General features: G+C 65.7%; 22 protein-coding genes, 1 tRNA gene and 1 pseudogene. 10 read left to right on the plus strand and 14 right to left on the minus strand.

Going from position 1 to position 24,502, the window contains the following annotated elements; genetic code table 11:
• Window positions 1–12: 12 nt before the first annotated feature.
• The 3 genes from IB259_RS22215 to IB259_RS22225 all read right to left on the minus strand — a co-directional run bounded on the left by IB259_RS22215 (window position 13) and on the right by IB259_RS22225 (window position 2,584).
• Complete coding sequence (locus IB259_RS22215) at window positions 13–1,101, minus strand: efflux RND transporter periplasmic adaptor subunit (RefSeq protein WP_054458445.1); 1,089 nt, start codon at window positions 1,099–1,101, stop codon at window positions 13–15.
• A 180-nt stretch (window positions 1,102–1,281) separates the two neighbouring features.
• On the minus strand, window positions 1,282–1,743 hold the full coding sequence (rnhA, locus tag IB259_RS22220) for a ribonuclease HI (RefSeq protein ID WP_054458443.1): 462 nt from the start codon (window positions 1,741–1,743) through the stop codon (window positions 1,282–1,284).
• A gap of 67 nt (window positions 1,744–1,810) precedes the next feature.
• A complete protein-coding gene (locus IB259_RS22225; protein WP_192330124.1) occupies window positions 1,811–2,584 on the minus strand; it encodes a methyltransferase domain-containing protein in 774 nt (257 codons plus the stop codon).
• 20 nt (window positions 2,585–2,604) lie between these two features.
• On the opposite strand from IB259_RS22225, the gene gloB reads away from it, so the two are divergent.
• Both gloB and IB259_RS22235 read left to right on the plus strand, forming a co-directional pair.
• The gene (gloB, locus tag IB259_RS22230) at window positions 2,605–3,426 is read left to right on the plus strand and encodes a hydroxyacylglutathione hydrolase (RefSeq protein ID WP_192330126.1); all 822 of its coding nucleotides are present in this window, start codon (window positions 2,605–2,607) and stop codon (window positions 3,424–3,426) included.
• 7 nt (window positions 3,427–3,433) lie between these two features.
• Window positions 3,434–4,852 (plus strand): transglycosylase SLT domain-containing protein, encoded by a 1,419-nt coding sequence (locus IB259_RS22235; RefSeq protein WP_054458438.1) that lies wholly within the window; start codon window positions 3,434–3,436, stop codon window positions 4,850–4,852.
• A gap of 65 nt (window positions 4,853–4,917) precedes the next feature.
• On the opposite strand, the gene IB259_RS22240 is transcribed toward IB259_RS22235, so the two are convergent.
• Window positions 4,918–5,850, minus strand: coding sequence for a pyridoxal-phosphate dependent enzyme (locus tag IB259_RS22240; RefSeq protein WP_175181739.1), 933 nt, complete (start codon window positions 5,848–5,850; stop codon window positions 4,918–4,920).
• 25 nt (window positions 5,851–5,875) lie between these two features.
• Window positions 5,876–6,949: a succinylglutamate desuccinylase/aspartoacylase family protein gene (locus IB259_RS22245; protein ID WP_192330128.1), complete on the minus strand. Its 1,074-nt coding sequence runs from the start codon at window positions 6,947–6,949 to the stop codon at window positions 5,876–5,878.
• Between the two features lie 106 nt (window positions 6,950–7,055).
• On the opposite strand from IB259_RS22245, the gene IB259_RS22250 reads away from it, so the two are divergent.
• Window positions 7,056–7,940 (plus strand): LysR family transcriptional regulator, encoded by an 885-nt coding sequence (locus IB259_RS22250; RefSeq protein ID WP_175181741.1) that lies wholly within the window; start codon window positions 7,056–7,058, stop codon window positions 7,938–7,940.
• Between the two features lie 117 nt (window positions 7,941–8,057).
• Window positions 8,058–8,843: an enoyl-ACP reductase FabI gene (gene fabI / locus IB259_RS22255; protein WP_013391441.1), complete on the plus strand. Its 786-nt coding sequence runs from the start codon at window positions 8,058–8,060 to the stop codon at window positions 8,841–8,843.
• A 48-nt stretch (window positions 8,844–8,891) separates the two neighbouring features.
• On the opposite strand, the gene IB259_RS22260 is transcribed toward fabI, so the two are convergent.
• Window positions 8,892–9,290 carry an OsmC family protein gene (locus tag IB259_RS22260; protein WP_054458431.1) on the minus strand — a complete coding sequence of 133 codons (399 nt, stop codon included), beginning with the start codon at window positions 9,288–9,290 and terminating at the stop codon, window positions 8,892–8,894.
• 190 nt (window positions 9,291–9,480) lie between these two features.
• Here IB259_RS22260 and IB259_RS22265 point away from each other — a divergent pair, with 190 nt between their 5' ends.
• Complete coding sequence (locus tag IB259_RS22265; RefSeq protein ID WP_054458430.1) at window positions 9,481–10,164, plus strand: tellurite resistance TerB family protein; 684 nt, start codon at window positions 9,481–9,483, stop codon at window positions 10,162–10,164.
• A gap of 22 nt (window positions 10,165–10,186) precedes the next feature.
• Here the strand turns inward: IB259_RS22265 and IB259_RS22270 are convergent, their stop codons facing one another.
• Window positions 10,187–11,173: a tripartite tricarboxylate transporter substrate binding protein gene (locus tag IB259_RS22270; RefSeq protein WP_054458428.1), complete on the minus strand. Its 987-nt coding sequence runs from the start codon at window positions 11,171–11,173 to the stop codon at window positions 10,187–10,189.
• A gap of 76 nt (window positions 11,174–11,249) precedes the next feature.
• The gene (nadC, locus tag IB259_RS22275; RefSeq protein WP_119450693.1) at window positions 11,250–12,134 is read right to left on the minus strand and encodes a carboxylating nicotinate-nucleotide diphosphorylase; all 885 of its coding nucleotides are present in this window, start codon (window positions 12,132–12,134) and stop codon (window positions 11,250–11,252) included.
• A gap of 236 nt (window positions 12,135–12,370) precedes the next feature.
• Between nadC and IB259_RS22280 the strand changes: the two are divergent.
• Window positions 12,371–12,517, plus strand: a pseudogene (locus IB259_RS22280) (type II toxin-antitoxin system RelE/ParE family toxin); the annotation flags it as partial.
• A 44-nt stretch (window positions 12,518–12,561) separates the two neighbouring features.
• Here the strand turns inward: IB259_RS22280 and IB259_RS22285 are convergent.
• A complete protein-coding gene (locus IB259_RS22285; RefSeq protein ID WP_054458550.1) occupies window positions 12,562–13,491 on the minus strand; it encodes a hypothetical protein in 930 nt (309 codons plus the stop codon).
• 199 nt (window positions 13,492–13,690) lie between these two features.
• On the opposite strand from IB259_RS22285, the gene IB259_RS22290 reads away from it, so the two are divergent.
• Window positions 13,691–13,918: a hypothetical protein gene (locus IB259_RS22290; protein WP_054458424.1), complete on the plus strand. Its 228-nt coding sequence runs from the start codon at window positions 13,691–13,693 to the stop codon at window positions 13,916–13,918.
• 52 nt (window positions 13,919–13,970) lie between these two features.
• On the opposite strand, the gene IB259_RS22295 is transcribed toward IB259_RS22290, so the two are convergent.
• On the minus strand, window positions 13,971–14,876 hold the full coding sequence (locus IB259_RS22295) for a LysR substrate-binding domain-containing protein (protein WP_175161259.1): 906 nt from the start codon (window positions 14,874–14,876) through the stop codon (window positions 13,971–13,973).
• A gap of 140 nt (window positions 14,877–15,016) precedes the next feature.
• On the opposite strand from IB259_RS22295, the gene IB259_RS22300 reads away from it, so the two are divergent.
• The 3 genes from IB259_RS22300 (at window position 15,017) to IB259_RS22310 (ending at window position 19,404) form a co-directional block, all read left to right on the plus strand.
• Window positions 15,017–16,006, plus strand: coding sequence for a tripartite tricarboxylate transporter substrate binding protein (locus tag IB259_RS22300; protein WP_175181744.1), 990 nt, complete (start codon window positions 15,017–15,019; stop codon window positions 16,004–16,006).
• Window positions 16,007–16,069: 63 nt separating this feature from the next.
• On the plus strand, window positions 16,070–17,350 hold the full coding sequence (locus tag IB259_RS22305; RefSeq protein WP_192330130.1) for a hypothetical protein: 1,281 nt from the start codon (window positions 16,070–16,072) through the stop codon (window positions 17,348–17,350).
• Between the two features lie 182 nt (window positions 17,351–17,532).
• A complete protein-coding gene (locus IB259_RS22310) occupies window positions 17,533–19,404 on the plus strand; it encodes a PhoX family phosphatase (RefSeq protein ID WP_192330132.1) in 1,872 nt (623 codons plus the stop codon).
• A gap of 130 nt (window positions 19,405–19,534) precedes the next feature.
• Here the strand turns inward: IB259_RS22310 and IB259_RS22315 are convergent.
• The 4 genes from IB259_RS22315 to IB259_RS22330 form a co-directional block, all read right to left on the minus strand.
• Window positions 19,535–19,625: transfer RNA gene (locus IB259_RS22315), tRNA-Ser, on the minus strand.
• Window positions 19,626–19,756: 131 nt separating this feature from the next.
• On the minus strand, window positions 19,757–21,313 hold the full coding sequence (locus IB259_RS22320) for a SpoVR family protein (RefSeq protein WP_082401331.1): 1,557 nt from the start codon (window positions 21,311–21,313) through the stop codon (window positions 19,757–19,759).
• The gene (locus IB259_RS22325) at window positions 21,310–22,569 is read right to left on the minus strand and encodes a YeaH/YhbH family protein (protein WP_054458415.1); all 1,260 of its coding nucleotides are present in this window, start codon (window positions 22,567–22,569) and stop codon (window positions 21,310–21,312) included. Before IB259_RS22325 ends, IB259_RS22320 begins: the two co-directional genes overlap by 4 nt.
• Before the next feature lie 12 nt (window positions 22,570–22,581).
• Entirely contained in the window at window positions 22,582–24,498 is a 1,917-nt protein-coding gene (locus IB259_RS22330; protein ID WP_370127010.1) for a PrkA family serine protein kinase, read from the minus strand.
• Window positions 24,499–24,502: the final 4 nt, after the last annotated feature.

Here is a 24,502-nt window from a genome sequence, read left to right on the forward strand (position 1 = left end):
AAAAAGCCGGCGTCACGCGCCGTTGGCCAGGACGGTCACCGCGGCGCCGTCTGTCACACGCTGCAGGCCCGACACCACCAGCCGGTCGCCCGCCGCCACGCCGGTCAGGATTTCGACGCGGCCCTCGCGGCGCTCGCCGATGGTGACCTCGCGCCGCTCGGCCACGCCATCCTTGACGCGGTAGACGTATTGCGTCGCGCCCGAGGGCGACAGCGCGGCTTCCGGCGCGACCAGCGCCTTGTCCTGGTTGAACTGCAGCTGCACGCGGGCGAACATGCCCGGACGCAGCACCGCATCCTTGTTGGGGACCGTGGCGCGCAGCAGGATGGAGCGTCCGCCCGCGTCGACCAGCGGGCTGACCGCGTAGACCACGCCCTGGCGCTCCTGGCCGGGCAGCGCGTCCATGCGCAGCGTCAATTGCTGGCCCACGCCCACCTTGCTCAAATACATTTCAGGGACGCGGAAATCCACCTTGAGCGGATCGATCGCCTCCAGCGGGGCCAGGTCCTGGCCCTGGTTGACGTAGTCGCCCACCGACACGCTGCGCAGGCCCGCGATGCCGCCAAACGGCGCCGAGATCGTCATCTTGTCCAGCCGCGCCTGCGCCAGCGCCACGGCGGCTTCCTGCACCTTCAGGGTGCTGGCGGATTCGTCGCGCGCCTGCTGGCTGACGAAGCCCTTGCCCTGCAGTTCCACCGAGCGACGGTAGTGGCTTTGCGCCAGCGTCAGGTTGGCGCGCGCCTGGGCCAGCTCGGCGCGCGGCACGGAATCGTCCAGCCGGATCAGCACGTCGCCGCGCTTGACCGGCTGGCCTTCCTTGAAATCGATGGATTGGATGCGACCCGCGACCTCTGGTCGCAGCACCACGGACTCGTCGGAGCGCAGGCTGCCCACGGCCGAGATGCCGCGCGCGAAAGGAATCTCTTCAACGGCGGCCACTTCGACCCGAACGGGCGCAACGCGCGTCACGAGGGGCGCCTCGACGGCGCCGGGTTGTGGACTGACGGTTCCGAAGGCGAGCCAGCGCGGCACAAAAACGCCGAGCGCGGCCCCCGCGGCCAACCCTGCCGCTACGGCGGCGAGCAGTACTGCTTTTTTCATGCGCGAATGTGGCGGTATTGCGGCGCGGGCCTGGCATGCCCCCACGCGGACTGCGCCGCAGGAACTGGAATGAGGGTTGGCACTTTAGCACCCGGATTTACATACTGGAACAATCCTGAAGCCGGATGAAAGAACTAAATCCGCCCCAGAGGGCGGATTTGAGGGTATATCCCGATGCCCTCAGCCCCGGCGGGCCGATTCCACGCCCATGTTGGCCAACTGGTCTGCCCGTTCGTTGCCGGGATCGCCGGCGTGGCCGCGGACCCAGCGCCAGGACACGGTATGGCGCTGCACCTGTTCGTCCAGCAGCTGCCACAGCTCGGCGTTCTTGACCGGCTTCTTGTCGGCCGTCATCCAGCCGCGCCGCTTCCAGTTGGCGAGCCACTCGGTCATGCCCTTCATTACATATTGGGAGTCCGTATGGATGATGACCGTGCACGGGCGCTTGAGCGCGCGCAGGCCCTGGATGACTGCCAGCAGTTCCATCCGGTTGTTGGTGGTCTGGAGTTCGCCGCCATGCAGGGTCTTTTCATGGCTGCCGGCGCGCATCAGCACGCCCCAGCCGCCCGGACCGGGGTTGCCCTTGCAGGCGCCGTCGGTCCACATTTCCACTTTCTGCTCGTTCGCTTTGTCGTCCTGCATGGTGCTGCTTGGTATTCCTTGCTAAAAAAAGTCCCAAAAATTGGCCCCGCGGCGCGGAACTGGGGCCTCAGGAGCCGTCGTCCGCGTGGCGGTTGACCACCACGGACGCGGCGCGGGCGCGTTTGGGCTTGGCCTTCTTCCAGGCCGGGCCAATGATACGCATGCCGGCCACCCGCTTGACGGCCGACACCAGATAGACCGCGCCGCCCACGCTCCACCAGCGGGCGCCCGCCGACTCCAGGAAGGACCAGCGCTGCAGCCACTTTTCGCTGCGGCAGGCCGGGGCGTAGCAGCCGAAGTGGCTGGCCTCGACCTCGAGCGACAGCAGCTTGAACCAGTCCTTCAGGCGCGGCAAGGACACCTGGGATGACGGCGGCTGCGGCAGCCAGGGTTCCATGCCGGGCATGCGCGTGCGCATGCCCCACATGCTCCAGGGATTGAAGCCCGAGATCACGACCCGCCCTTCGGGCACCAGCACGCGTTCGACCTCGCGCAGCACGTTGTGGGGATCGTCCGCGCACTCGAAGGCATGCGGCAGGATCAGCAGGTCCACGCTCTGGGATTCGAACGGCAGGGCCTCGGGCTCGGCCAGCACCACCCGCGACTGCCAGGCCGCCGCGCTTTCCGCGGACGGGGTCTCCGCGCCCACGTAGCCCTTGAAGGGCATGCGGTTGGCGCGCAGCAGATTCATCTCCGCCAGGCCCACCTGCCAGGCGTAATATCCGAACACGTCCGCGACAGCCGCATCGAACTGCGCCCGCTCCCAGGCCAGTACGTACTGTCCCGGCGGCGTCTGGAACCATTCGGCCAGTTCTACAATCGGCGGAGTATCTTCTGCCACGTTCTATTCCTTCGAATCCCATGCAAGCCTTGACCGCCCCCACAGGCGGCCGCGATCGCAACGCCGCGGTCTTGCCTCTACCCGCCTTCAACGACAACTACATCTGGGCCATCGTCCGCGGCGATGAAGCCGCCGTGGTCGATCCCGGCGACGCCGGCCCGGTGCTGCAATGGCTGGCCCAGAACGGCTTGAGACTGCGCGCCATTCTACTCACGCACCATCATGGCGACCATGTGGGCGGCGTACCGGAATTGTCCCGCATCGAGGGCATTACCGTATACGGCCCCGCGCATGAACAGCTGCCGCGCTGCGACGTGCGCCTGGCGCAGGGCGACCGCGTGGCGATCCCGGAACTGGACCTGGATCTGGCGGTGCTGGACGTGCCCGGGCACACCGCCGGCCATATCGCCTACTACGGCCGGGCGGCCGGCCAGGAGCCGGTTCTGTTCTGTGGCGACACCCTGTTTGCGGGGGGCTGCGGCCGTCTTTTCGAAGGCACTCCGGCGCAAATTCATGATTCTTTAGGGAAATTTGCTGTTTTACCGCCAGATACACAGGTTTTTTGCGCACACGAGTACACTCTAGCGAACTTGCGCTGGGCCTTGGCAGTCGATCCGGCCAACCGCAGCCTGCAACAGTGGCACCAGCAGGCCCAGCAATTACGAGCAGAAGGTCTTCCCACGCTTCCGTCCACCATCGGGCAGGAACGCGCGGCCAATCCGTTTTTGCGCACGCAAGAAGTTGAGGTCGTCCACGCCGCAGAGCGCTGGGCCGGCCGCAGCCACGCTACGCCGGTAGAGGTTTTTGCCTCCCTTCGTGAATGGAAGAACGATTTCAAGTGACAACCCGATGAATCTATCCCGACTCCTTCTGCCGCTCATGCTGGCAGTCCTCGCCGGTTGCGCAGGAACCAAAGCCCCCGATAGCAAGAACCTCACCACCAATTCGCAAGGGCGATACATCGCCCGCGACACGTCCCGGACGGTTGACCTGACCAACCCGCCCGCCGACGCCTGGGACCGCATCCGCCGCGGTTTCGCCATCCCCAACCTGAACACCGATCTCTCGCAGCAGTGGACCGAGTACTACGCGTCCCACCCCGAGTCGGTGCAGCGCATGGCGGAACGCGCAGGCAAATACCTGTACTTCATCGTCGACGAGATCAACCGCCGCGGCCTGCCGACAGAGCTGGCGCTGCTGCCCTTCGTCGAAAGCGCCTACAACCCGACCGCGCTGTCGCGCGCCCAGGCGTCCGGCCTGTGGCAGTTCGTGCCGGCCACGGGCCAGCACTTCAACCTGAAGCAGGACTGGTGGCGCGACGAGCGCCGCGACCCCATCGCCTCGACCAACGCGGCGCTGGATTACCTGGAAAAGCTGTTTGAAATGCAGGGCGACTGGTACCTGGCGCTGGCCTCGTACAACTGGGGCGAAGGCTCGGTGCAGCGCGCCATGGCCAAGAACGAGGCGGCCGGCCAGGGTACGGACTACCTGTCCCTGAACATGCCCGATGAAACCCGCAACTACGTGCCCAAGTTGCAGGCCATCAAGAACATCATCGCCGATCCGCAACGTTACGCGGTGGCCCTGCCCCCGGTGGGCAACACGCCCTACTTCGTGACGGTCCAGAAGAACAGCGACATCGACCTGGAAATCGCCGCCAAGCTGGCCGAAATGCCGCTGGACGAATTCAAGGCGCTGAACCCCTCGTTCAACCGTCCCGTGATCCGCGGCGACCACGGCCCCACCCTGCTGCTGCCGGCCGACCGCGTCGAGATCTTCAACGCCAACCTGACCAACTACAAGGGCGACCTCAGCGCCTGGAAGATCTACCATACGCGCCGCGGTGAATCCTACGCCTCGATCGCCAAGCGTTTCGGCGTGAGCGAAGCCACGCTGCGCCAGACCAACGACATCGGTTCGCGCCAGAAATCCGCCTCCGGCCAATCCCTGCTGGTGCCGGGCGAACCCGGCACGGGCGGCGTGCAGCTGGCCTCGCTGGCCACGCCGGTGGGCGCGCTGGACTCGACACCGTCGGACAACAAGGCCGCCGCCCCGCGCGGCCGCACCACCCAGGCGCCAGCCGCCCGCGTAGCCAGCGCCCGCCCCAATGTCCGCACCCACAAGGTGCGCCAGGGCGACACGCTGTTCTCGCTGGCCAAGCAGTACGGCACCTCGGTCGACGCGCTGCGCGCGCTCAACAACATCAAGGGCAGCGCCCTGAAGGTCGGCTCGCAACTGCGCGTGCCGGGCACCAACGCCCGCGGCTGATCGGCGCTTGCATGAAAAAGGCGCGTCCCGCGGGACGCGCCTTTTTCATGTCCATCCGCCACCCGCTACCGCGGCTGCGCCGCGAACTGCGTACTCCATTGCGCCAGCTGGCCCGCCGTTACGCCCACGCCGCCGCACAGGATCACCGCCACCGATCGTGCGTTCTTCAGGAGATCCGAACCGCCGTCCAGCGCCGCAATCGAGGCGCCGCAGGCGGGCTCGACCAGAATGCGGTGCTCCAGCAGCACGTCCTCGCAGGCTGCCACCGCGGCGGCATCCGATACCACCACGCTCTCGATGGGATGCTCCTTCGCCAGCTCTAGCGCGCGGTCGCAGACCTGCCGCGCGCCCAATGAGGTCGCAATGGACCGGATCTCGGGCAACAGCACCGGCGCCCCCGCGCCCAGGGCCTGGGCATAGGAGTCGGCGCCGGCCGTCTCGGCCGCAATCACCGGCACTTCCGCCCAGCCATTGCGCCGCAGGCCTTCGACCACGCCGCATAGCAGCCCGCCGCCGCCGACCGAGCAGATGACCGCATCCGGCCGCCCGCCCTGCCGGGCCAGCTCGTCGATCATGGTCGCGTGCCCCTCCCACAGCAAAGGGTCGTCGAAGGGATGCAGGAACGCATCCGCCTCGGTCATGAGTTCCAGCGCGCGGGCATTGGCCTCCATCCAGGAGGCGCCATGCACCATGACCTCCGCCCCTTCGGAGCGGATCAGGCTCTTGGCGCGCTCCGAGGTCGTGGCGGGCACCACCACCGTCACCGGCGTGGCCAGCATGCGGCCGGCGTAGGCCACCGCATAACCGGCGTTGCCGCCGGACGAAGAGATGAAGCGTCGGGCCCCGCGGGATTTGTAGATCTGGCAGGCGTGGCCTATGCCGCGGGCCTTGAACGAGCCGCTGGGCTGCAGCGCCTCCATCTTCAGGCGCACGTCCTTGCCGCTGCGCAGGGAGAAGGCGCGGGATGCGAGCGCCGGGGTTTCGATATGGATTGCCATGTTCCGTTCTTCAAAAATGGGTGAATCAGGCCGCGCTGGCCACGACGCAGCAGACGTTGCCGGGCACGACGATGCCGGGATGGCGCTTGGCGAAGATGACGCCACTGGTCCCGTAAACCAGCTCGACCGGCGCGCGGCGCGGATCGAATGTCTGGTGGATGCGGCCCGCGGGCTGGCCGGCCTCGACGGCTTCGCCATGCCGATGGTAAGCCTCGAACACACCGCGTTCGGAGGCGATGACGTAGGACTTCGCGCCGCTGACCTTGCACAGGGGCGCTGGCTGCGCCGCCAGCGGCTGGGCGCAAGCCTGGTCCAGCACGCCCCAATGCGCCAGCACGCGCAGCGCGCCGGCGCGGCACAGCGCGAGCGCACTGTCCGTCACCGTGCCGCGTCCCGCCATCTCGGTGCTGACACAGGTAAGCCCCGCCGCCACGGCCGTGGCGACGCTGGTGCGGGTATCGCCCAGCGTGTCCAGCATCACGTTGAACGGCGCGCCGAAGGCCATTACGGCATCGATGTTGCGCTGGGTCTGCCCGGCATCTTGCGACGGCTGGACCAGCGCGCTGGGAATGATGTCCAGCGACGAACCGCCGGAATGCAGGCTCAGGAACGCGTCGCCGCGCGAGAACAGCTCGTCGCTGACGTAGGCGGCGATCTGTTCCGTGATGCTGCCCGCATGGTCGCCGGGAAACGTGCGGTTCAGGTTCTTGCCGTCCAGCGGCGAGGTACGCAGGCCGGCTTCCGCTGCCGGCGCGTTGAGCGCGGGCATGACGATCAGGCGCCCCCGAATGCGGTCCAGCGGCAGGTCGCGGATGAGTTCGCCCAGCACGATCTGGCCTTCGTACTCGTCGCCGTGGTTGCCGGCTTCCAGGATGACGGTGGGGCCGTCGCCATTGGCCAGCACCGCCATGGGTATGCGTACCGTGCCCCAGGCGTCTTCGTGCGGCGACTGCGGGATGTGCAGGAAGCCCGCCTGGCGTCCAGGCGCGTCGAGATCGATGTCGGTGAAGGCCGTCGCGCAGTGCGGGTTGCGTGCCGGCAGGTGCGCGACCCGCCGGTCACGCAATAACGGCGACTCGCGGAATGTCGGTTTCGTCATAGACCTTTTGGGTATACGTTATGGGGTTAAATCCGAAAATATAGGTATTTGACTGATCAGCAACAAATACTTTTGATGCTTGCTACATATGCCCGGGAGGCATGGCATGGAATTGAGACAGTTGCGCTACTTCGCGGCGGTGTGCGCAGCCGGCAGCGTGGCCGGCGCGGCGAAGGCGTTGCATATCGCCCAGCCCGCCCTGTCGCGCCAGATGATGGCGCTGGAAGAGGAATTCGGCGCGCAACTGCTGGTCCGGTTGCCGCGCGGCGTGGCGCTCACGCGCGCCGGCGAAGCGCTGCTCGCCCACGCGAAACTGATGCTGGCGGGTTCCGAAACCCTGCGGGCGCAGGTGGCGCTGGCGGCCAATGGCAAGGCAGGCTCGCTGAAGATCGGCATCATGCCCGGCTACAGCTGGCTGCCCGGCCTGGGACAGGCGATCGCGGCCCTGTCGCGCGCCTCGCCCGATACCGATGTACAGCTGGAATCCGGCCTGTCGGCCTGGCAGCTCGATGCGATCAAACGCCACGAGCTGGACGCGGGCGTCGTCGCCTGGCGCTCTCCGCTCGATGGCGAAGTGGAGGGAATGAAGATCTATGAAGACCGCATGCTGCTCGCCATGCCCGCGGCGGTGGCGCGCAACGTCGGCAAGATCCGCACGCTCAAGGACCTGGCGGGCCAGAAGTTCATCCTGTTCCCGCGCGCCGGATCGCCCTCGCACTATGACGCGCTGGTGCGCATCCTGAAGGCCGCCGGCATTCCGTTGACGCGCCCGGCCGCCGTGGCGACCGATCTTCCCACCATCCTCGGCCTGGTGTCGGCCGGCCTGGGCTGCGCCATCATTCCCGCCTCGTTCCGGCTGCATGGTCCGGCCGGCGTGGTCTTCAAGGAAATCGGCGGCATAGACCTGACGTTCGATCTGGAGTTGGTCTGGCGCGCCGACCAGCGCGATCCCTTGCTCGCCAGTTTCGTGCGCCTGTTTCCGCCGCTCTGAAAACCGTCCTAAAGGCTCATGCCGGTCGGATCCGTCCCAGGGATTTTCATATCGCGAAACCGCGCAAACTCCTTAAAATAGGCGGATTCCAGAGGGAAAAAATCAAAGGATAGAAATATGGGCTTTCTCGCCGGCAAGCGCATCCTGGTCACCGGGGTGCTTTCCAACCGATCCATCGCCTACGGCATCGCGCGCGCCTGTCACCAGCAAGGCGCCGAACTGGCGTTCACCTACGTGGGCGACCGCTTCAAGGACCGCGTAGGCGAATTCGCGGCTGAATTCGGCAGCAAGATCGTGCTGCCCTGCGATGTGGCCGAAGACAGCCAGATCGAAGGCGCCTTCGCCGAACTCGGCCAACACTGGGACGGCCTGGACGGCCTGGTGCACTCCATCGGTTTCGCCCCGCGCGAAGCCATCGCCGGCAACTTCCTCGACGGCCTGTCGCGTGAAGGTTTCCGCATCGCGCATGACATCTCGGCCTACAGCTTCGCCGCCATGGCCAAAGCCGCGCTGCCGCTGATGGAAGGCCGCAACGGCTCGGTGCTGACGCTGACCTACCTGGGCGCCGAACGCGTGGTTCCGAACTACAACACCATGGGCCTGGCCAAGGCCTCGCTGGAAGCCAGCGTGCGCTACCTCGCCACGGCGCTGGGCCCGCGCGGCATCCGCGCCAACGGCATTTCCGCCGGCCCCATCAAGACGCTGGCCGCCAGCGGCATCAAGGACTTCTCGGCCATCCTGAAGTTCGTGGAAGCCCAGGCTCCCCTGCGTCGCAACGTCACCATCGAAGACGTGGGCAACGTCGCCGCCTTCATGCTGTCGGACTTGGCCGCCGGCGTGACGGGCGAGATCACCCACGTGGATGCCGGTTTCTCGACCATCGTCCCGGGCATGGAAGACTGAATCCGCCCGCGGCGGGGCCGCCGGCCCCTGCCGCCGCAACCGGCCCCGTCAGGCCGGCTGCACCACCACGGTGGACACCTGCACATCCACCGCCGTCATCAGCTTGTGCACCGGGCACTTCTCGGCCACCGCCAGCAGTTCGTCGATCTGCGCGTCGGACAGCTCGCCGTTCAGCGTCAGCTTGGCCGTCAGGCGGTAGATCCCCTTGCGCTCCTCGCTGGCGTCGCGCACCACTTCCACGCCCACCGATTCCAGCGGCAGGCCCTTGCGCTGCGCGTAGACCATCAAGGTCATGGCCTTGCAGCCACCCAGGGCGGTGTCGAAGTAGTCGTGGGGGTCGGGGCCGGCGCCGGCAGGCTGGGGCATGTCCAGCGGCAGATCGTGGCCTTCGGCCGTGGCGGTGAATTGCAGCGTGTTGGGCGCATTCTGGCTCACGCGGATGCTCATGGGTCCTGTCTCCTGGTAACGGGGTCCTGACGGGCAGCCGCCGCGGCCGCCCCAGACCACGTTGTATCACCTGGCGGGCGCTCCAAGGATGTCGCCCGCGCAAGCAACTGACTGTAAGCTGAACTTCTGCCTCCCGCTCCGGTCGGATATCTCTATCCGCAATACCTGAGCAAACTTTAAAGGGGGCCGCATGAGCGCCAGACAACTTCTCGATCAACTGCTGCAGTCCGGGCAAGGGCTGCTGTCGGACACCACCAATCGCGTGCAGAACGCCACGGGCGGCAAGGGTTCGTCCTTCCTGACCGGCCTGGGCGGCGGCGCGTTGGGCGCGGGCGCGCTCGGACTGCTGCTGGGCAGCAAGAAGGCCCGCAAGATCGGCGGCAAGGTTGCCATGTACGGCGGCATGGCGGCGCTGGGCGCCCTGGCCTATCGCGCCTATGGCGACTGGCAACGCAGCCAGGCTGGCGCGCCGGCCGCTCCCCCGCAGACGCTGGACCGCCTGCCCGCGCCCCAGGCCGAGCAGCACAGCACGGCGGTGCTGACCGCCATGATCGGCGCGGCCAAGGCCGATGGCCACATCGGCCCGGAAGAACGCGCGCTGCTCGAAACTGAACTATCCAAGCTGTCGTCGGACGCGCAAGACCGCCGCTGGCTTGAAGCCGAACTGTCGCGCCCCCTGGATCCGTCCGTGATCGCGCAAGCCGCGCAAACGCCGGAAATGGCGGCCGAGATGTACCTGGCCAGCCTGCTGGTGGTGGATGAGGAAAGCTACATGGAACGCGCCTATCTGGACGAACTGGCGCGCCAGCTCAAGTTGCAGCCGGGCCTGAAGGAACAGCTGGAACAGCACGCCCGGGCCGCCGCCGCGGCCTGAGTCCGGCCGGCCTGCGCCCGGCTCAGTCGGCGCGCAAGCCGATCGCCTGCGTCAAGGCGGTGTAGCGGTCGATATCCGCGTCGATCATGGCCTGGAATTCACGCGGGGTGCTGCTGGCGGGCGTAAAGCCCTGTTCGCGCAGCGCCGCCTGCACCTCGGGGCGCTGGACGATCTTCGCCACTGCCGCATTCAACTTGGCCACAACCGCGGGCGGCGTGGCCGCCGGCGCCAGCAGGCCATGCCACTGGTCCAGCGCGTAGCCGGGCACGCCCTGCTCGGCCACCGTCGGCACCGACGGCAACAGCGGCGAGCGCGCCGGCGAGGTCACGGCCAGCGCCCGCAACTTGCCGGCCGCAATCAAAGGCGCGGCGCTGGACGCGGTGACCACGCCCATTCCAACCTGGCCGGCGGTCACGTCGGTAAGCGCCGGTCCGCAACCCTTGTAAGGCACGTGCTGCAAAGGTGCGCCGGTGGCGCGCGACAGCATCTCGCCGGCCAGGTGTTGCGGCGTGCCGTTGCCGCAGGACGCGAACGGCAGCGGGCGGTCCGGCGTGGCGGCGGCCAGCGCATCGTCCAGGCTGCGCCAGGGCGAAACCGCCGGCACCACATACACCGACGGCACGAAGGCCACGTTGATGACCGCTGCAAAATCCTGCTTGGGCGAGAAGCCCAGATTGCTGTAGACCCCCGGATTGATCGCGAAGGAACTATTGACCATCAGCAGCGTATGGCCGTCGGCTGGCGCTTCGGCCACGGCGCGCGCGCCGATGTTGCCGCTGGCCCCAGGACGGTTTTCCACCACCACCGCCATGCCGAACTGCTCCTGCAGGCTGGCGCCGATGCGGCGCGCCAGCAGGTCGGTGCCGCCACCCGGCGGAAACGTCACCACGATGGTGATGGGGTGCGAAGGATACGCGGCGTCCTTGGGCGCTTCGCCCGAGGGTGAATTGCCGCAGGCGGCCAGGGGCAAAACCAGGAATGCGAGAACAGAGCTAAGCAGGCGATTCATGATGCGGGCTTGCAAGCGTCCCCGCGCGGCATGCGCGCGGGGGCATGGGCAATGCCGGCCGGCGGCCGGCGGAAGGTCAGGCGTCCAGGCCGATGTCGAGCACCTTGGCGCTATGGGTGATCCAGCCCACCGCGATCTGGTCCACCCCGGTGGCCGCCACCGCCGCGGCGGTTTCGGGCGTGATGCGCCCCGAAGCCTCGGTGATGGCCCGGCCGCGCGCCATGGCCACGGCGCGGCGCAGATCGTCCAAGCTCATGTTGTCCAGCAGCACCACATCCACGCCCAGGGACAGCGCCGTTTCCAACTGCTCCAGCGTGTCCACTTCCAGTTCGATCTTGACCATGTGGCCGATGCCGGCGCGCGCCCGCTCGACCGCCGTCGCGACCCCGCCCGCCAGCGCGATGTGGTTGTCCTTGATCAGTACCGCGTCGTCCAGGCCGTGGCGGTGATTGCTGCCACCGCCGACACGCACCGCGTACTTCTGCACGGCGCGCAGGCCCGGCATGGTCTTGCGGGTGCAGGTAACGCGGGCGCCGTACCCTTCGATGGCGCGGGCGATGGACGCAGTGGCGCTGGCCACGCCGCTCAGATGGCACAGGAAGTTCAGCGCCACGCGCTCAGCCGTCAGCATGGCGCGGGCGTTACCGCTGATGCGGGCGATTTCCGCGCCTGGCTGCAATTCGCTGCCGTCGCGCAGCGCAACGTCGAACTTGATGCCCGGGTCCATGGCGCGAAACGCCAGGCGGGCCAGGTCCAGCCCGGCCAGCACGCCTTCCTGGCGCGCGACCAGACGGGTCTGCGCCGTGGCGTCGGCGGGCACGATGGCGTCGGTGGTCAGGTCCCCGGCGCGTCCCAGGTCCTCGAGCAAGGCCGCGCGCACCAGCGGCTCCAGCATGACTTCCGGCAGAGGGGGAACGGGCAGTCGGGCGATGGTCATAGGCGCTTCGGCTTTAATGCTCATTTTGAGTATTTACCAGTTAAAAAAAGGCGCGCGGAGATTGCGCACCACTTATGCTAGAGACGAGCATAAGGCTTGTCAAGCGTCAGCCATTTTCCGTCCAGTTTGAAATAGCTTGTGTGATCGATTAAATTTTAATCACTATGATTATTTCGAGATCATTAGCGTGTCATCGAGTCCGAAATCCGCCTCGCGCTGATCACGGCGTCGCCAGGAGCAGGGCAAGATCAAGTTCTTAGACCAACCCGCGTATTGGCGAACAACTGTTCCACTTCGAACCACGAGAGGTGAGAAGAATCCTGGTTGGAGAGTACGAGATTCGCTACGAAAACCAGGATGCGGTTGTCCACGTGCTGCGGCTGTGGCACACCCGCGAGAACCGCTAAAACTCTTGGGTGACTTGGACTCTCAAGCGTGATGCATCTCAACGTCACATCGCCCGAGACAACGGCAATTTGCTCCCCGCAATAGCGCGCTCCAGCAGCACGTCACGACGAAAACGGAACAGCTTGGCCGGCCTGCCGGCCGTGCCCGTGGCCATTTCGCCCGTCTCTTCGACCAGCGCCTGCTGCTCGATGAGGCGGCGGAAATTCTGCTTGTGCAGGCCGCGCCCGGCCAGCGCCTCCACGGCCAACTGCAATTGCAGCAGGGTGAACTGCGCGGGCATCAACTCGAACACCACGGGGCGGTACTTGATCTTGGCGCGCAGCCGCGCGATGCCGGTGGCCAGGATGCGACGGTGGTCGTGGCGCATGGGTTCGCCCGGCACCACGGCGCCCTTGCCCCCGCGCCGCGCCGCTTCGGGCACCAGCCCCGCTTCGAACAGCAGCTCGTAGCGCTGCAGCACCATGTCCTCGTTCCAGGGCGAGCCGTCCAGTCCGAAGGTGATGGCGGCGCGTTGGCGGCGGCGCATGCGCACGGCCGCATCGCTACTGTCTTCGCACCAGGCGGCCAGACGCGGGACGATTATTTCCTCCACCAGCGCGGGCGTGCCCGTGCGCTGGTCTTCCCAGGGGAAGTAGCGGTACCAATCCTGCCAGCCGACTTGCGCCACGCCGGTCTCGCCCGCCTCGCGCGTCAGGCCCAGGTAGCTGACCGACATCACGCGCGCGCCCGATTCATCGGAGCGGTCGCCGTCGGCGAAGGTGTAGAGCTGCTCCACGTAACCCAGCGGGTGATGGGTCTGCTCCTCCACCCAGGCGCGCAGCCCGGCCTGCAGCGAACGGTGCGACAGCTTGAAGGGACCGGCCGGCAAGGCGCGCGCATCGTCGGTCGTCAGCACCCGCGGCTCGCCGTTGGTGACGGCGACCAGCACGGCAACGAGTTCAGCATGGACGGAGCGTTCGACGGATTCAGTCAAGGTAGGCGTATGGAAAGTGAGAAACCGGGCGGCTTGCGGCAAGCCGAGAGGCGTCGGAAATTATAAGGGTCGGGCTCCTGCAACAGCCCCTTGCAAACGTGACAGGCATTCCTGCTCCCAGCCGGCCGCACGGCCCTAAGATGGAAGTGGCAACCAGGCGCGTCGCCATCCCGGGACGCCCGCAAGCGGAGCAGACATCATGTTGAAAACCGCCCCCGATCCGCAGGCGGCCAAGGCCGCTGAAACGGAACAACCCGTCGCCGTCGACCCGCGCAAAGGCACCGAAATCCTGCCGATGGCGGACCACAGCAAAGAGGTCGCCGGCATGCCAAGGCGCGGACGCGCCATGGCGGAACCTGGCGAACCTGGCATCATCACCCCGGAAGATGACGTGCTGGATACGTCTTACGAAAACCGCAAGAGCTGAGGCGACGCGATGGCCAGATGATACGCGAGCCCGGGCGCGGCCCCTGCCGCGCTCAGGTCGCGTCCGGCTGCGCCTGGAAACCGCGCGCCAGGATCTCCACGAAGGCCTCGGTCACCGACGACGGCGCGGTCTGCGTGGGGTAAGCCATGCTGACGCGCACCGGCAGGCGCGGCGTGAACGGCCGTATCGCCAAACGGTCCGCGAACACCGCGGCGATGTAGGGATTGACCACGCCCAGGCCGCTGCCGGCGGCAGCCAGCGCGCAGATGGTGGATGAATAGGTGGTCTCGATTTCCGAGGCGGGCTGCGCCTGATGTTCCTGCATCGCGCCGCGCAGCTGCAGATAGACGTCGTCATCCGCGTTCAGCACCAGCAGACGGCGCCCGTCCAGGTCCATGATGTCGACGGACGGCTGCGCGGCCAGCGGATGGTCGGGCCGCATCACGCAAACCGCCGCGCTTTCGTGCAAGGCCTGCATTTCCAGCTGTGCGCCGTCCATGGGCGCCGTAGTCACCACCAGGTCGTAGGTGCCGTGCAGCAACCCTTCCCGCAGATACTGGCTGCCCACGGTCTGCATGTTGATGTGTACCTCGGGATAGCGCTGCGCGAAGGTCTCGATCGCGCCGGGCAGCACGCCCAGGCCCAGCGCCGGGGTGCAGGCCAGCCGCAGCACGCCGCTGCCGCTGCGCCGCATCGCGGCAACGCGGTCCTCGATGCGCTCCAGCCCCACGAAGTGCCGCTGCACGGTATCGAACAGATCCTTGGCCTCGCGCGTGGGCCGCAAGCGGCCGCGCTCCATGTCGAACAGCTTCAGGCCGCTGGCCTGCTGCACCTGCGCCAGCAGCCGGCTGACCGAGGGCTGGGTGGTGCGCAGCATCTGCGCCGCGCCGGTAGTGGTGCCGGCCAGCATGACCGCATGGAAGGCTTCGATCTGGCGGAAATTCAGGGGTCGGCTCATGGCGGGCAATGTATAGCAAACTTGCATAGCCTATGTTGAAAAAAGAATTTTTTCAAATACATGAGGACTCCTACACTGGTTTTCCCAAGGGCGCCGCCAGATGCGCCCCCCGCACTACCCAACCTTCCAGGGGAAACCACATGAACCTCCGCCGCTCCTGGCGCCAACTCCTGCAAACGCTGTGCCTGGGCCTGACGGCAGCCGCCCTGCCGCTGGCCGCGCACGCGCAAGCCAACTATCCCGACCGCCCGGTGCGCATCATCGTGCCCTTCACCGCGGGCGGCAGCTCCGATATCCAGGGACGGCTGTTGGCCGAACACCTGGGCAAGCTCTACGGCCAGTCGGTAGTGGTGGAAAACCGCCCCGGCGCGGGCGGGCACATCGGCGGCAAGTTCGTCGCCGACTCGGGGCCGGACGGCTATACGCTGCTGCTGGGCTCCATCGGCCTGCATGCCACCTACGGGGTCTACAAGAACCTCAACTACCAACCCGCCCGCGATCTGAAGCTGATCACCATCGTGGCCGAGATGCCGCACGTGGTGGTGGCCAACCCCGCGCTGGAAGCCAACACCCTGGCCGAACTCACCGCGCTGGCAAAGGCCAAGCCGGAAACGCTGCACTTCGGCTCGGCCGGCGTGGGCTCGTCCGTGCACATGGTGGGCGAGCTCTACAAGATGGCCGCGCAGGCGCCCATCGTGCACATTCCATACCGCGGCAGCTCGGCCGCCACCAACGACCTGCTGGGCGGCCAGATCCAGTTGCTGTTCGAGAACGTGCCCACCACCATCGGCTACATCCAGGCCAAGAAGCTGAAGGCGCTGGCCATCACCGGCGCCACGCGCTCGCCAGCCCTGCCCGACGTCCCCACCGCCGCCGAAGCAGGCCTGCCCGGCCTGACCGTGACGTCCTGGACCACGCTGGCCGCCAGCAAGGACGTACCGGACGCGCTGATCGAAAAGATCAGCGCCGACCTGCGCCGCGTCTACGCCGACCCGGCATTCCGCGAAGGCCTGGAGCGCCTGGGCATGACTCCGGTGGGCAACAGCCCCGCCGACGCGCGCGCCTTCGTCGAACGCGAACGCGCCCGCTGGAACCAGGTCATCGAAACCGAACACATCACTGCGGGCTGAACGCCCGGGGCGGCGCCTGCGCCGCCCTTTTTTCTTTCCGACTTCCTCTTTGCCCTGCCATCCATGAACCGCATGCTCGCCACGCCCATCGCCTGCCGCCGCCTGGGCGCCACGCCACACCATCATTTCTTCGGCTACTACAACAAGACCGTCTGGCATCGCGACGGCCGCTATCTGCTGGCCAACCGCACGCCGTTCAAGGACGCGCGGCTCACGCCCGAGTTGAGCGCCGAGGTGGGTTACTTCGATCTCCAGGACGGCGACCGCTACCACGCCGTGGGCAGCACCACGGCCTGGAACTGGCAGATGGGCTGCCAACTGCAATGGCTGGACGGCGAGTCCGAGCCGCAGATGATCTACAACTGCCGCCGCGACGACGACAGCGGCTTCTATCCGGGCTTCCGCTCCGCGGTCCACAACGTCGCCACCGGCCAGACGCGCCACCTGCCGCTGCCCATCTACGTGGCCGCGCCCGACAGCCGCTACGCGCTCTGCGTGGATTACCGCCGCCTCTACATCACGCACGAGACCATCGGCTACAGCGAACACGCCCCCGGCCCCGTGGACTACGCCCCAGCCGACGACGGCATCCACAGCATGGACCTGGAAAGCGGCGCGCACCGCCTGCTTGTCAGCTACGCCGACCTGCGCAACTTCCATCCGCGCGACTCGATGGAGCGCGCCATCCACTGGGTCAGCCATATCGAGATCAATCCTTCGTCCTCCCGCATCCTGTTCCTGCACCGCTGGACCGAACGCGTCAAGGACGAGACCTGCTTCCTGCACCGGCTGATCACCATGAACGCCGACGGCAGCGACATGCGCCTGCTGGAATGCTCCGACCATCCGCTGCCGCAACTGGCCGACGACTTCGATCCCGGCGCGGTCGGCACGTTCGACTACGAGAAATCCGAATACCAGATCTCGCACCCGCTGTGGCGCGACGACCAGACCATCATCGTGTGGGGCCCGCATGACGGCAGCATCCACTACCACCTCTACCGCGATGCGCCCGGCGGCGCGGTCCAGGTCGTGGGCGACGGCGTGCTGACGGAGAACGGCCACATGACCTACTCTCCCGTGAACACGCGCTGGCTGCTCAGTGACACCTATCCGGACTCGACCACGCACGAGCGCATCCTGTTCCTCTACGACATGCAGACCGGCCTGCGCCATTCGCTGGGCAGCTTCTACGCCGATCCCAATCTGTCCAAGGAAAACCGCTGCGACCTGCATCCGCGCTGGAGCCGCGACGGCACGCAGGTCTGCATCGACTCCGTGCACGAAGGCGAGCGGCAGATGTATGTGCTGGACGTCACGCCCATCGTCGGGCCGCAAGACTGACAATCGCAACGCCGCCGCCTCAACCGGAATTCCGATCACGGACTCGGTCAGGCGGCGGACTACCCACTTAACCATAAGGACTTCACACTATCGTCACCCCGTTGTAACGACCGACCTTTAACCTCGCTTTCGTTTTGCTTACAAACAATTGAGCGACTCGATCGCGACACTATGAGGTTGGAATGTCTTACTTGACTGATAAATTGCGCGCCCCCTATCGCGAAGCCCAAGACGAAGTCACCGTTCCCGGGCAGATGTTCGACGAAATCGTCGCCGCGAATCCCCAGCGCCGCACTTTGCTGAAGAACAGCTTCGGCCTGTCAATGCTGTCCGTGTTCGGCGCATCGACCCTGCTGACCGCCTGTGGCGGCAGCGACGATGACGACGACGACACCTCCGGCAACGAGCCGGGCGAAGGCGGCACCAAGCCGCCCCCCGGCCCCGACTATTCCGTCACGTTCACCCCGCTGGCCGACAAGATCGTCGCCGACACCGTCACGGTTCCCGCAGGTTACGTGGCCGAAGTGCTCTACTCCGCCGGCGACAAGTGCATGATCGGCTCGGCTGGCTACGCCGGCGTGCCGCAGTCCTATCCCGCCACGGAAACCCAATCCGGCGGCCAGCACGATGGCATGCACTTCTATGCCCTGCCCGGCGTGGACCCCAACCAGGGCGGCCTGCTGGTGCTGAACCATGAAGCGCTGGACGACGAGACCCTGGACCAGAGCGTCGAAGGCGTGAAGACCCGCCTGTCCAACGTCGGCGTGTCCGTCATCGAAATCGCGCGCAGCGCCAATGGCGCATGGGCCGTCAAGACCGACTCGCGCTACAACAAGCGCTACACCGGCAACACCGTCTACAACGTCAGCGGCCCGGCCAAGTCCGTCGTGGGCGACACCGTCGTCGGCACGCTGAACAACTGTTCCAGCGGCGACACGCCCTGGGGCACCTACCTGACCTGCGAAGAAACGCTCAACAACTACCACTACAAGACCGGCGACGCCGGCAAGCCGGCCGACGAAGGCTATGGCTGGGTGGTGGAAATCGATCCCCAGAACCCGGATTCGACCGCCGTCAAGCGCACCGCGATGGGCCGCTTCAGCCATGAAAACACGGCCTTCATGCTGGACGAGAACAACCGTGTTGCTTTCTACATGGGCGACGACACCACGCCTGGCTGCATCTACAAGTTCGTGCCGAGCAAGCCGTACGATCCCGCCAACCGCGCCGCCAACATGGGCCTACTGGACGAAGGCACGCTGTACGCCGCGCGCTTCAATGACGATGGCAGCGGCAACTGGGTCGAACTGACCGTGGGCAAGAACAACCTGACCGCCGGCGCCACCGATCCCGGCAATTTCACGCAGGTCGCCAGCGGCACCGTGATCACCGGCAAGCTCGTCAACTTCAATACGCAGGCCGACGTGCTGGTCAACACCGGCGCCGCCGCCCGCGTCGCCGGCGCCACGCTGATGGACCGCCCGGAATGGATCACGGTGGGCGTGGACAAGACCGTGTACTGCACGCTGACCAACAACGGCAGCCGCAAGCGCACCAGCGCCGCCAACCCGCGCGTCAACAACTCGCACGGCCACATCATCCGCTGGCACGAGCGCGGCGACTCGCCCCTGGCCACCACCTTCGAGTGGGACCTGCTGCTGCTGGCCGGCCGCGACAAGGCCGACGGCGTGGCCGCAAACCTGACCGGCAACGTCAACGGCGACACCTTCTCCAGCCCCGACGGCATCCGCGTCGACCCCAAGGGCCGCCTGTGGGTCCAGACCGACGCCGGCACCAGCGCCTCGACCACGGACTTCTTCGGCAACAACTCGATGTACTACATCGACCAGAAGACCGGCGAATCCAAGCGCTTCCTGGTCGGCCCGCTGGGCTGCGAAATCACCGGCATCGCCTACACGCCGGACCTGACCACGTTCTTCATCAACATTCAGCACCCGGATAAGACGTGGAACACGTTGCGCACGGGCGGCGGCGATGCGCGCTCGGCTACGGTGGTGGTGCGGCGCACTGATGGGAAACCGGTGGGCGCGTAAGCGTTCCGGTCCAAGACGCCGCCCGGCAAATTACGCCGGGCGGCGTTTTTTTTATGCCGCGAAAATGAAAAAAACCCGCAAGGCTTGAGCGCTTGCGGGTTTTTTGTGTACTGCTTTGCAGTGCGAATTCTGGCGGACAGAGGGGGATTCGAACCCCCGATACGCTTTTGACGTATACACGCTTTCCAGGCGTGCGCCTTCAACCACTCGGCCACCTGTCCTATCTGCGATTTTCGCTGCGGGCGAGCCGCTGCAGAAAATGCGAATCCGCGATTCTAGCAGATTTCGCACAGCGCCGACAAGCGGACAAAGAAAAGGGGACGCCAACGGCGTCCCCTGCTTTGGCCGACCACTAGGAGGCTGATGCCGGCGGGTCCTGTTCCCGGTAGGAGCTGACGGTGCCGTCCGGCTCGGTCTCTTCCAGCCGCACCCTGAAACCCCACAGTCGGGCCAGGTGCTTCATCACCTGTTCGGCGTCCTCGCCCGCCAGCGGGCGGCCGCGGCTCTTCAGGTGGCGCAGCACCAGCGAGCGGTCGGAGTCGCGGTTGAAGCGGACCACCTGGATGTCCGGCACCATGTTGTCGCGGTTGTGTTGCGCAGCCAGCAGGCGGCGGATGTCGCGGTAGCCTTCGTCGTCGTGGATGGCGGCGACTTCGAGCTTGGGGTTGGCCTGGTGGTCGGAGATCGCGAAGAAACGGAACTCGCGGATCAGGCGGGGCGACAGGTATTGCGAGATGAAGGACTCGTCCTTGAAGTTGCGCATGGCGAAGTCCAGCGTCTTCAGCCAGTCGCCGCCGGCGATGTCGGGGAACCAGCGCCGGTCCTCGGCCGTCGGCGCCTCGCAGATGCGGCGGATGTCGGACATCATGGCAAAGCCCAGCGCATAGGGGTTGATGCCGCCGTAGCCGCGTTCGTCGAAGCCGCGCTGGCTGACCACGTTGGTGTGGCTTTGCAGGAACTCCATCATGAAGCCGTCGTTGACCAAGCCTTTTTCATGCAGCCGGTTCAGGATGGTGTAGTGCCAGAACGTGGCCCAGCCTTCGTTCATGACCTTGGTCTGGGTCTGCGGATAGAAGTATTGCGCGACCTTGCGGACGATGCGCACCAGTTCCTTCTGCCACGGCGCGAGCTTGGGCGAATACTTCTCGATGAAGTACAGCAAGTTCTCTTCGGGCTCCGGCGGAAACACCGAGGCCTCGACGTGGGTGTCCTTGTCGGCCTCCAGGCGCGGCAGGGTACGCCACAGATCGTTGTACTGCAGCCGGGCATGTTCCTGGCGTTCGGCCTGGCGCGCGGCCTCTTCCTTGTAGGAAATGGGCGTGGGGCGCTTGTAGCGGTCCACGCCGTGGTGCGAGAGCGCGTGGCAGGAATCGAGCAAGGATTCCACCGCGTCGATGCCATAGCGGTCCTCGCAGGACATGACGTATTTGCGCGCGAAGACCAGGTAGTCCAGCACACCGTCGGCATCGGTCCATTGCCGGAACAGGTAATTGCCCTTGAAGAACGAGTTGTGGCCGTAACAGGCGTGGGCGATCACCAGCGCCTGCATCGTCATGGAGTTCTCTTCCATGAGATAGGAGATGCAAGGGTTGGAGTTGATGACGATCTCGTACGCCAGCCCCTGCATGCCGCGGCGGTAGAACTGCTCGTTGCGGATGAATTCCTTGCCGTACGACCAGTGCGGATAGCCGATAGGCAGACCGGCCGACGCGTAGGCATCCAGCATCTGTTCCGAGGTGATTACCTCGATCTGGTTCGGGTACGTGTCCAGTCCGTATTCGGCGGCGACCTTGGAGATCGCGTCGTCATAGGACTGGATCAGTTCGAAGGTCCATTCGGAACCCTGGGAGATGGGCCGGGCGCTGCCGGCGGCCTCCGGTTCCACGAGCGCTCCCACGATGGCATTCATGCGGTTTCCTTTTTGAACAGGTCATGGAACACGGGGAAGATCTCGCCGCGTTCGCAGATGCGCCGCATGACGAAATGCGGCTCCAGTTTCTGTTCATATTCCGCCCACAGGCTGCTCTTGCGCGCCTCCTGCGAGTCGGGCACTTCGATGTAGGCAAAGTAGCGCGTGGCCGGCAGCAGATGTTCGGCCAGGAAGCGCGCGCTCTTGCCCGCGTCGGCGCCGAACGAGTCGCCGTCGCTGGCCTGCGCCGCGTACACGTTCCAGGCGGTCGGCGGATAGCGCTTCTCCAGGATCTCGCGCATCAGTTCCAGCGCCGACAGCACGATGGTGCCGCCGCTCTTGGGATCGTAGAAGAAGGTATGTTCGTCGACTTCCTCGGCGTTGTCGGTATGGCGGATGAAAACCAGGTCCACGTGTTCGTACTTGCGCGACAGGAACAGGTAAAGCAGCGAAAAGAAGCGCTTGGCCAGGTCCTTCTTGTTTTCGTCCATGGAGCCCGACACGTCCATCAGGCAGAACATGACGGCGCGCGCCATCGGGATGGCCACCGACACCCGGTTGCGGTAGCGCAGGTCCAGGTCGTCCAGGAAAGGCACGCGGGCCAGGCGTTCGCGGCAACCTTCGACGTCCTGCTCCAGCGCCTTGATCTCGTCGGCGGGAGCGCCCGCTTCCAGCGCCTTGGCCAGGCGCTCCTCGGCATCCTCCAGATCGGCGCGCGCCTTCACGCCGAGCGATACGCGGCGCGCCAGCGAGGACTTGAGCGTGCGGCTGATGCTCAGCATGCTGGGCGAGCCCGTGGTCGTGTAGCCGGCGCGCTGCCATTTCTTCTGGCTGACCTCGCCCAGCTGCGTGCGCGCCATGTGCGGCAGTTCCAGGTCCTCGAAGAACAGGTTCAGGAATTCCGCCCGCGACAGGCTGAAGGTGAACTGGTCGACCGATTCGCCTTCGCCCGGCTCGGAGCCGCCTTCCCCCTGCCCGCCTTGCGGCCGGTCGAACGTGTCTCCCTTGGCAAACTCGCGGTTGCCGGGGTGCACGATCTCGCGGTCGCCGCCCTGGCCGTGATGGAAGGTCGGCTCGGAGATGTCGCGGGCGGGCAGGTTGATCTCGCCGCCCTGATCCATGTCCTGGATGGAGCGGTCGCGGATCATCCCATGTACCGCCTTGCGGATCTGGTTCTTATAACGCCGGAGAAAACGCTCCCGGTTGACGGCGCTTTTATTGCGCCCGTTAAGACGGCGATCGATGAGTGAATTCATGATTCACCTCGCTCAGGAAGACTTCCTCACACGGAGATACCACTCGCACAGCAGTCTCACCTGCTTTTCCGTGTAGCCCTTTTCAACCATGCGATCCACGAAGCTCTGGTGCTTGGACTTGTCCTCGGCCGACGCCTTGGCGTTAAACGAGATCACCGGCAACAGGTCTTCGGTGTTCGAGAACATCTTCTTCTCGATCACTTCGCGCAGCTTTTCATAGCTGGTCCAGGTCGGGTTGCGGCCGTTGTTGTTGGCGCGCGCCCGCAGCACGAAGTTGACGATCTCGTTGCGGAAGTCCTTCGGGTTGGCGATGCCGGCCGGCTTCTCGATCTTTTCCAGTTCGTCGTTGAGCGCGCTGCGGTCGAAGCTTTCGCCGGTTTCCGGGTCGCGGAATTCCTCGTCCTGGATCCAGCAGTCGGCAAAGGTCACGTAGCGGTCGAAGATGTTCTGGCCGTATTCCGAGTAGGACTCGAGGTAGGCGGTCTGGATTTCCTTGCCGATGAATTCCGCGTAGCGCGGCGCCAGGTAGCCCTTGATGAATTCAAGATAGCGCCGGCGGATTTCCTCGGGGTAGTCTTCGCGGCCGATCCGCTGCTCGAGCACGTACATCAGGTGCACCGGGTTGGCGGCGACTTCGGTCTGGTCGTAGTTGAAGACGCTGGACAGGATCTTGTACGCGAAACGCGTCGACACCCCGGTCATGCCTTCATCTGTGCCGGCATAGTCCTTGTATTCCTGCAGGGCCTTGGCCTTGGGATCCACGTCCTTCAGGCTTTCGCCGTCGTAGACGCGCAGCTTCGAATAGATGCTGGAATTTTCGGGTTCCTTCAGGCGCGTCAGGACCGAGAACTGCGCCATCATGTCCAGCGTTCCCGGGGCGCATGGCGCCGCCGACAGCGAACTGTGGTGCAGCAGCTTTTCGTAGATACGGACCTCTTCCGACACCTGCAGGCAGTAAGGCACCTTGACGATGTAGATACGGTCGAGGAACGCCTCGTTGTGCTTGTTGTTGCGGAAGGTCTGCCATTCCGATTCGTTCGAGTGGGCCAGAATGGCGCCGTTGAACGGGATCGCGGAAAAGCCTTCGGTGCCCTTGAAGTTGCCTTCCTGGGTTGCCGTCAGCAAGGGGTGCAGCATCTTGATCGGGGCCTTGAACATCTCGACGAATTCAAGCAGCCCCTGGTTGGCCAGGCACAGCCCGCCAGAGTAGCTGTAGGCATCCGGATCGTCCTGCGAGTGGCGGTCGAGCATGCGGATGTCGACCTTGCCCACCAGCGACGAAATGTCCTGGTTGTTCTCGTCGCCAGGTTCAGTCTTGGCGATGGCGATCTGGCGCAGCACCGACGGGTTCAGGCGCACGACGCGGAACTTCGAGATGTCGCCGTCGAACTCCTTCAGGCGCTTCACGGCCCAGGGGGACATGATGCCGCTCAGGTAGCGCCGCGGGATGCCGTATTCCTTTTCAAGCGTGTCGCCAAAACGTTCCGGGTGGAACAGTCCGAGCGGCGATTCGTTGACCGGCGACCCCTTCAGGGCGTAGATGGGATAGGCCTCCATCAGCGACTTGAGCCGCTCCGCGATGGACGACTTGCCGCCGCCCACCGGGCCCAGCAGATAGAGGATTTGCTTGCGCTCTTCCAGTCCCTGCGCGGCGTGCTTGAAGAACGCGACGATCTGTCCGATCACGTCCTCCATGCCGTAGAACTCCTGGAACGCCGGATAGCGTCGGATGGTCCGGTTGGAAAACAAACGGGAAAGACGTGGGTCGTTGCGCGTATCCACGACTTCGGGTTCGCCTATTGCCGCCAGCATGCGTTCTGCGGGGCTGGCGTACGCCATGGGATCGCTTTTGGCGAGGTTGAGGTACTCCTCGAGAGAGAGTTCCGATTCCTGCTCTCTTGCATACTGCGACTTGAAGCCTTCGACGATGTTT

This window comes from Achromobacter sp. ACM04 (assembly GCF_014851465.1).
Taxonomy (GTDB): Bacteria; Pseudomonadota; Gammaproteobacteria; order Burkholderiales; family Burkholderiaceae_B; genus Achromobacter; species Achromobacter aegrifaciens.

Excerpts from the sequence above, each read along its gene's own strand:
- IB259_RS22305 (WP_192330130.1), top strand. The coding sequence starts at position 16,070 with ATGAACCGCATGCTCGCCACGCCCATCGCCTGCCGCCGCCTGGGCGCC.
- rnhA (WP_054458443.1), bottom strand. The coding sequence starts at position 1,743 with ATGCAGGACGACAAAGCGAACGAGCAGAAAGTGGAAATGTGGACCGAC.
- IB259_RS22250 (WP_175181741.1), top strand. The coding sequence starts at position 7,056 with ATGGAATTGAGACAGTTGCGCTACTTCGCGGCGGTGTGCGCAGCCGGC.
- gloB (WP_192330126.1), top strand. The coding sequence starts at position 2,605 with ATGCAAGCCTTGACCGCCCCCACAGGCGGCCGCGATCGCAACGCCGCG.
- IB259_RS22295 (WP_175161259.1), bottom strand. The coding sequence starts at position 14,876 with ATGAGCCGACCCCTGAATTTCCGCCAGATCGAAGCCTTCCATGCGGTC.
- IB259_RS22260 (WP_054458431.1), bottom strand. The coding sequence starts at position 9,290 with ATGAGCATCCGCGTGAGCCAGAATGCGCCCAACACGCTGCAATTCACC.
- IB259_RS22300 (WP_175181744.1), top strand. The coding sequence starts at position 15,017 with ATGAACCTCCGCCGCTCCTGGCGCCAACTCCTGCAAACGCTGTGCCTG.
- IB259_RS22235 (WP_054458438.1), top strand. The coding sequence starts at position 3,434 with ATGAATCTATCCCGACTCCTTCTGCCGCTCATGCTGGCAGTCCTCGCC.
- IB259_RS22290 (WP_054458424.1), top strand. The coding sequence starts at position 13,691 with ATGTTGAAAACCGCCCCCGATCCGCAGGCGGCCAAGGCCGCTGAAACG.
- fabI (WP_013391441.1), top strand. The coding sequence starts at position 8,058 with ATGGGCTTTCTCGCCGGCAAGCGCATCCTGGTCACCGGGGTGCTTTCC.
- nadC (WP_119450693.1), bottom strand. The coding sequence starts at position 12,134 with ATGAGCATTAAAGCCGAAGCGCCTATGACCATCGCCCGACTGCCCGTT.
- IB259_RS22270 (WP_054458428.1), bottom strand. The coding sequence starts at position 11,173 with ATGAATCGCCTGCTTAGCTCTGTTCTCGCATTCCTGGTTTTGCCCCTG.
- IB259_RS22215 (WP_054458445.1), bottom strand. The coding sequence starts at position 1,101 with ATGAAAAAAGCAGTACTGCTCGCCGCCGTAGCGGCAGGGTTGGCCGCG.
- IB259_RS22245 (WP_192330128.1), bottom strand. The coding sequence starts at position 6,949 with ATGACGAAACCGACATTCCGCGAGTCGCCGTTATTGCGTGACCGGCGG.
- IB259_RS22310 (WP_192330132.1), top strand. The coding sequence starts at position 17,533 with ATGTCTTACTTGACTGATAAATTGCGCGCCCCCTATCGCGAAGCCCAA.
- IB259_RS22325 (WP_054458415.1), bottom strand. The coding sequence starts at position 22,569 with ATGAATTCACTCATCGATCGCCGTCTTAACGGGCGCAATAAAAGCGCC.
- IB259_RS22265 (WP_054458430.1), top strand. The coding sequence starts at position 9,481 with ATGAGCGCCAGACAACTTCTCGATCAACTGCTGCAGTCCGGGCAAGGG.
- IB259_RS22240 (WP_175181739.1), bottom strand. The coding sequence starts at position 5,850 with ATGGCAATCCATATCGAAACCCCGGCGCTCGCATCCCGCGCCTTCTCC.
- IB259_RS22320 (WP_082401331.1), bottom strand. The coding sequence starts at position 21,313 with ATGAATGCCATCGTGGGAGCGCTCGTGGAACCGGAGGCCGCCGGCAGC.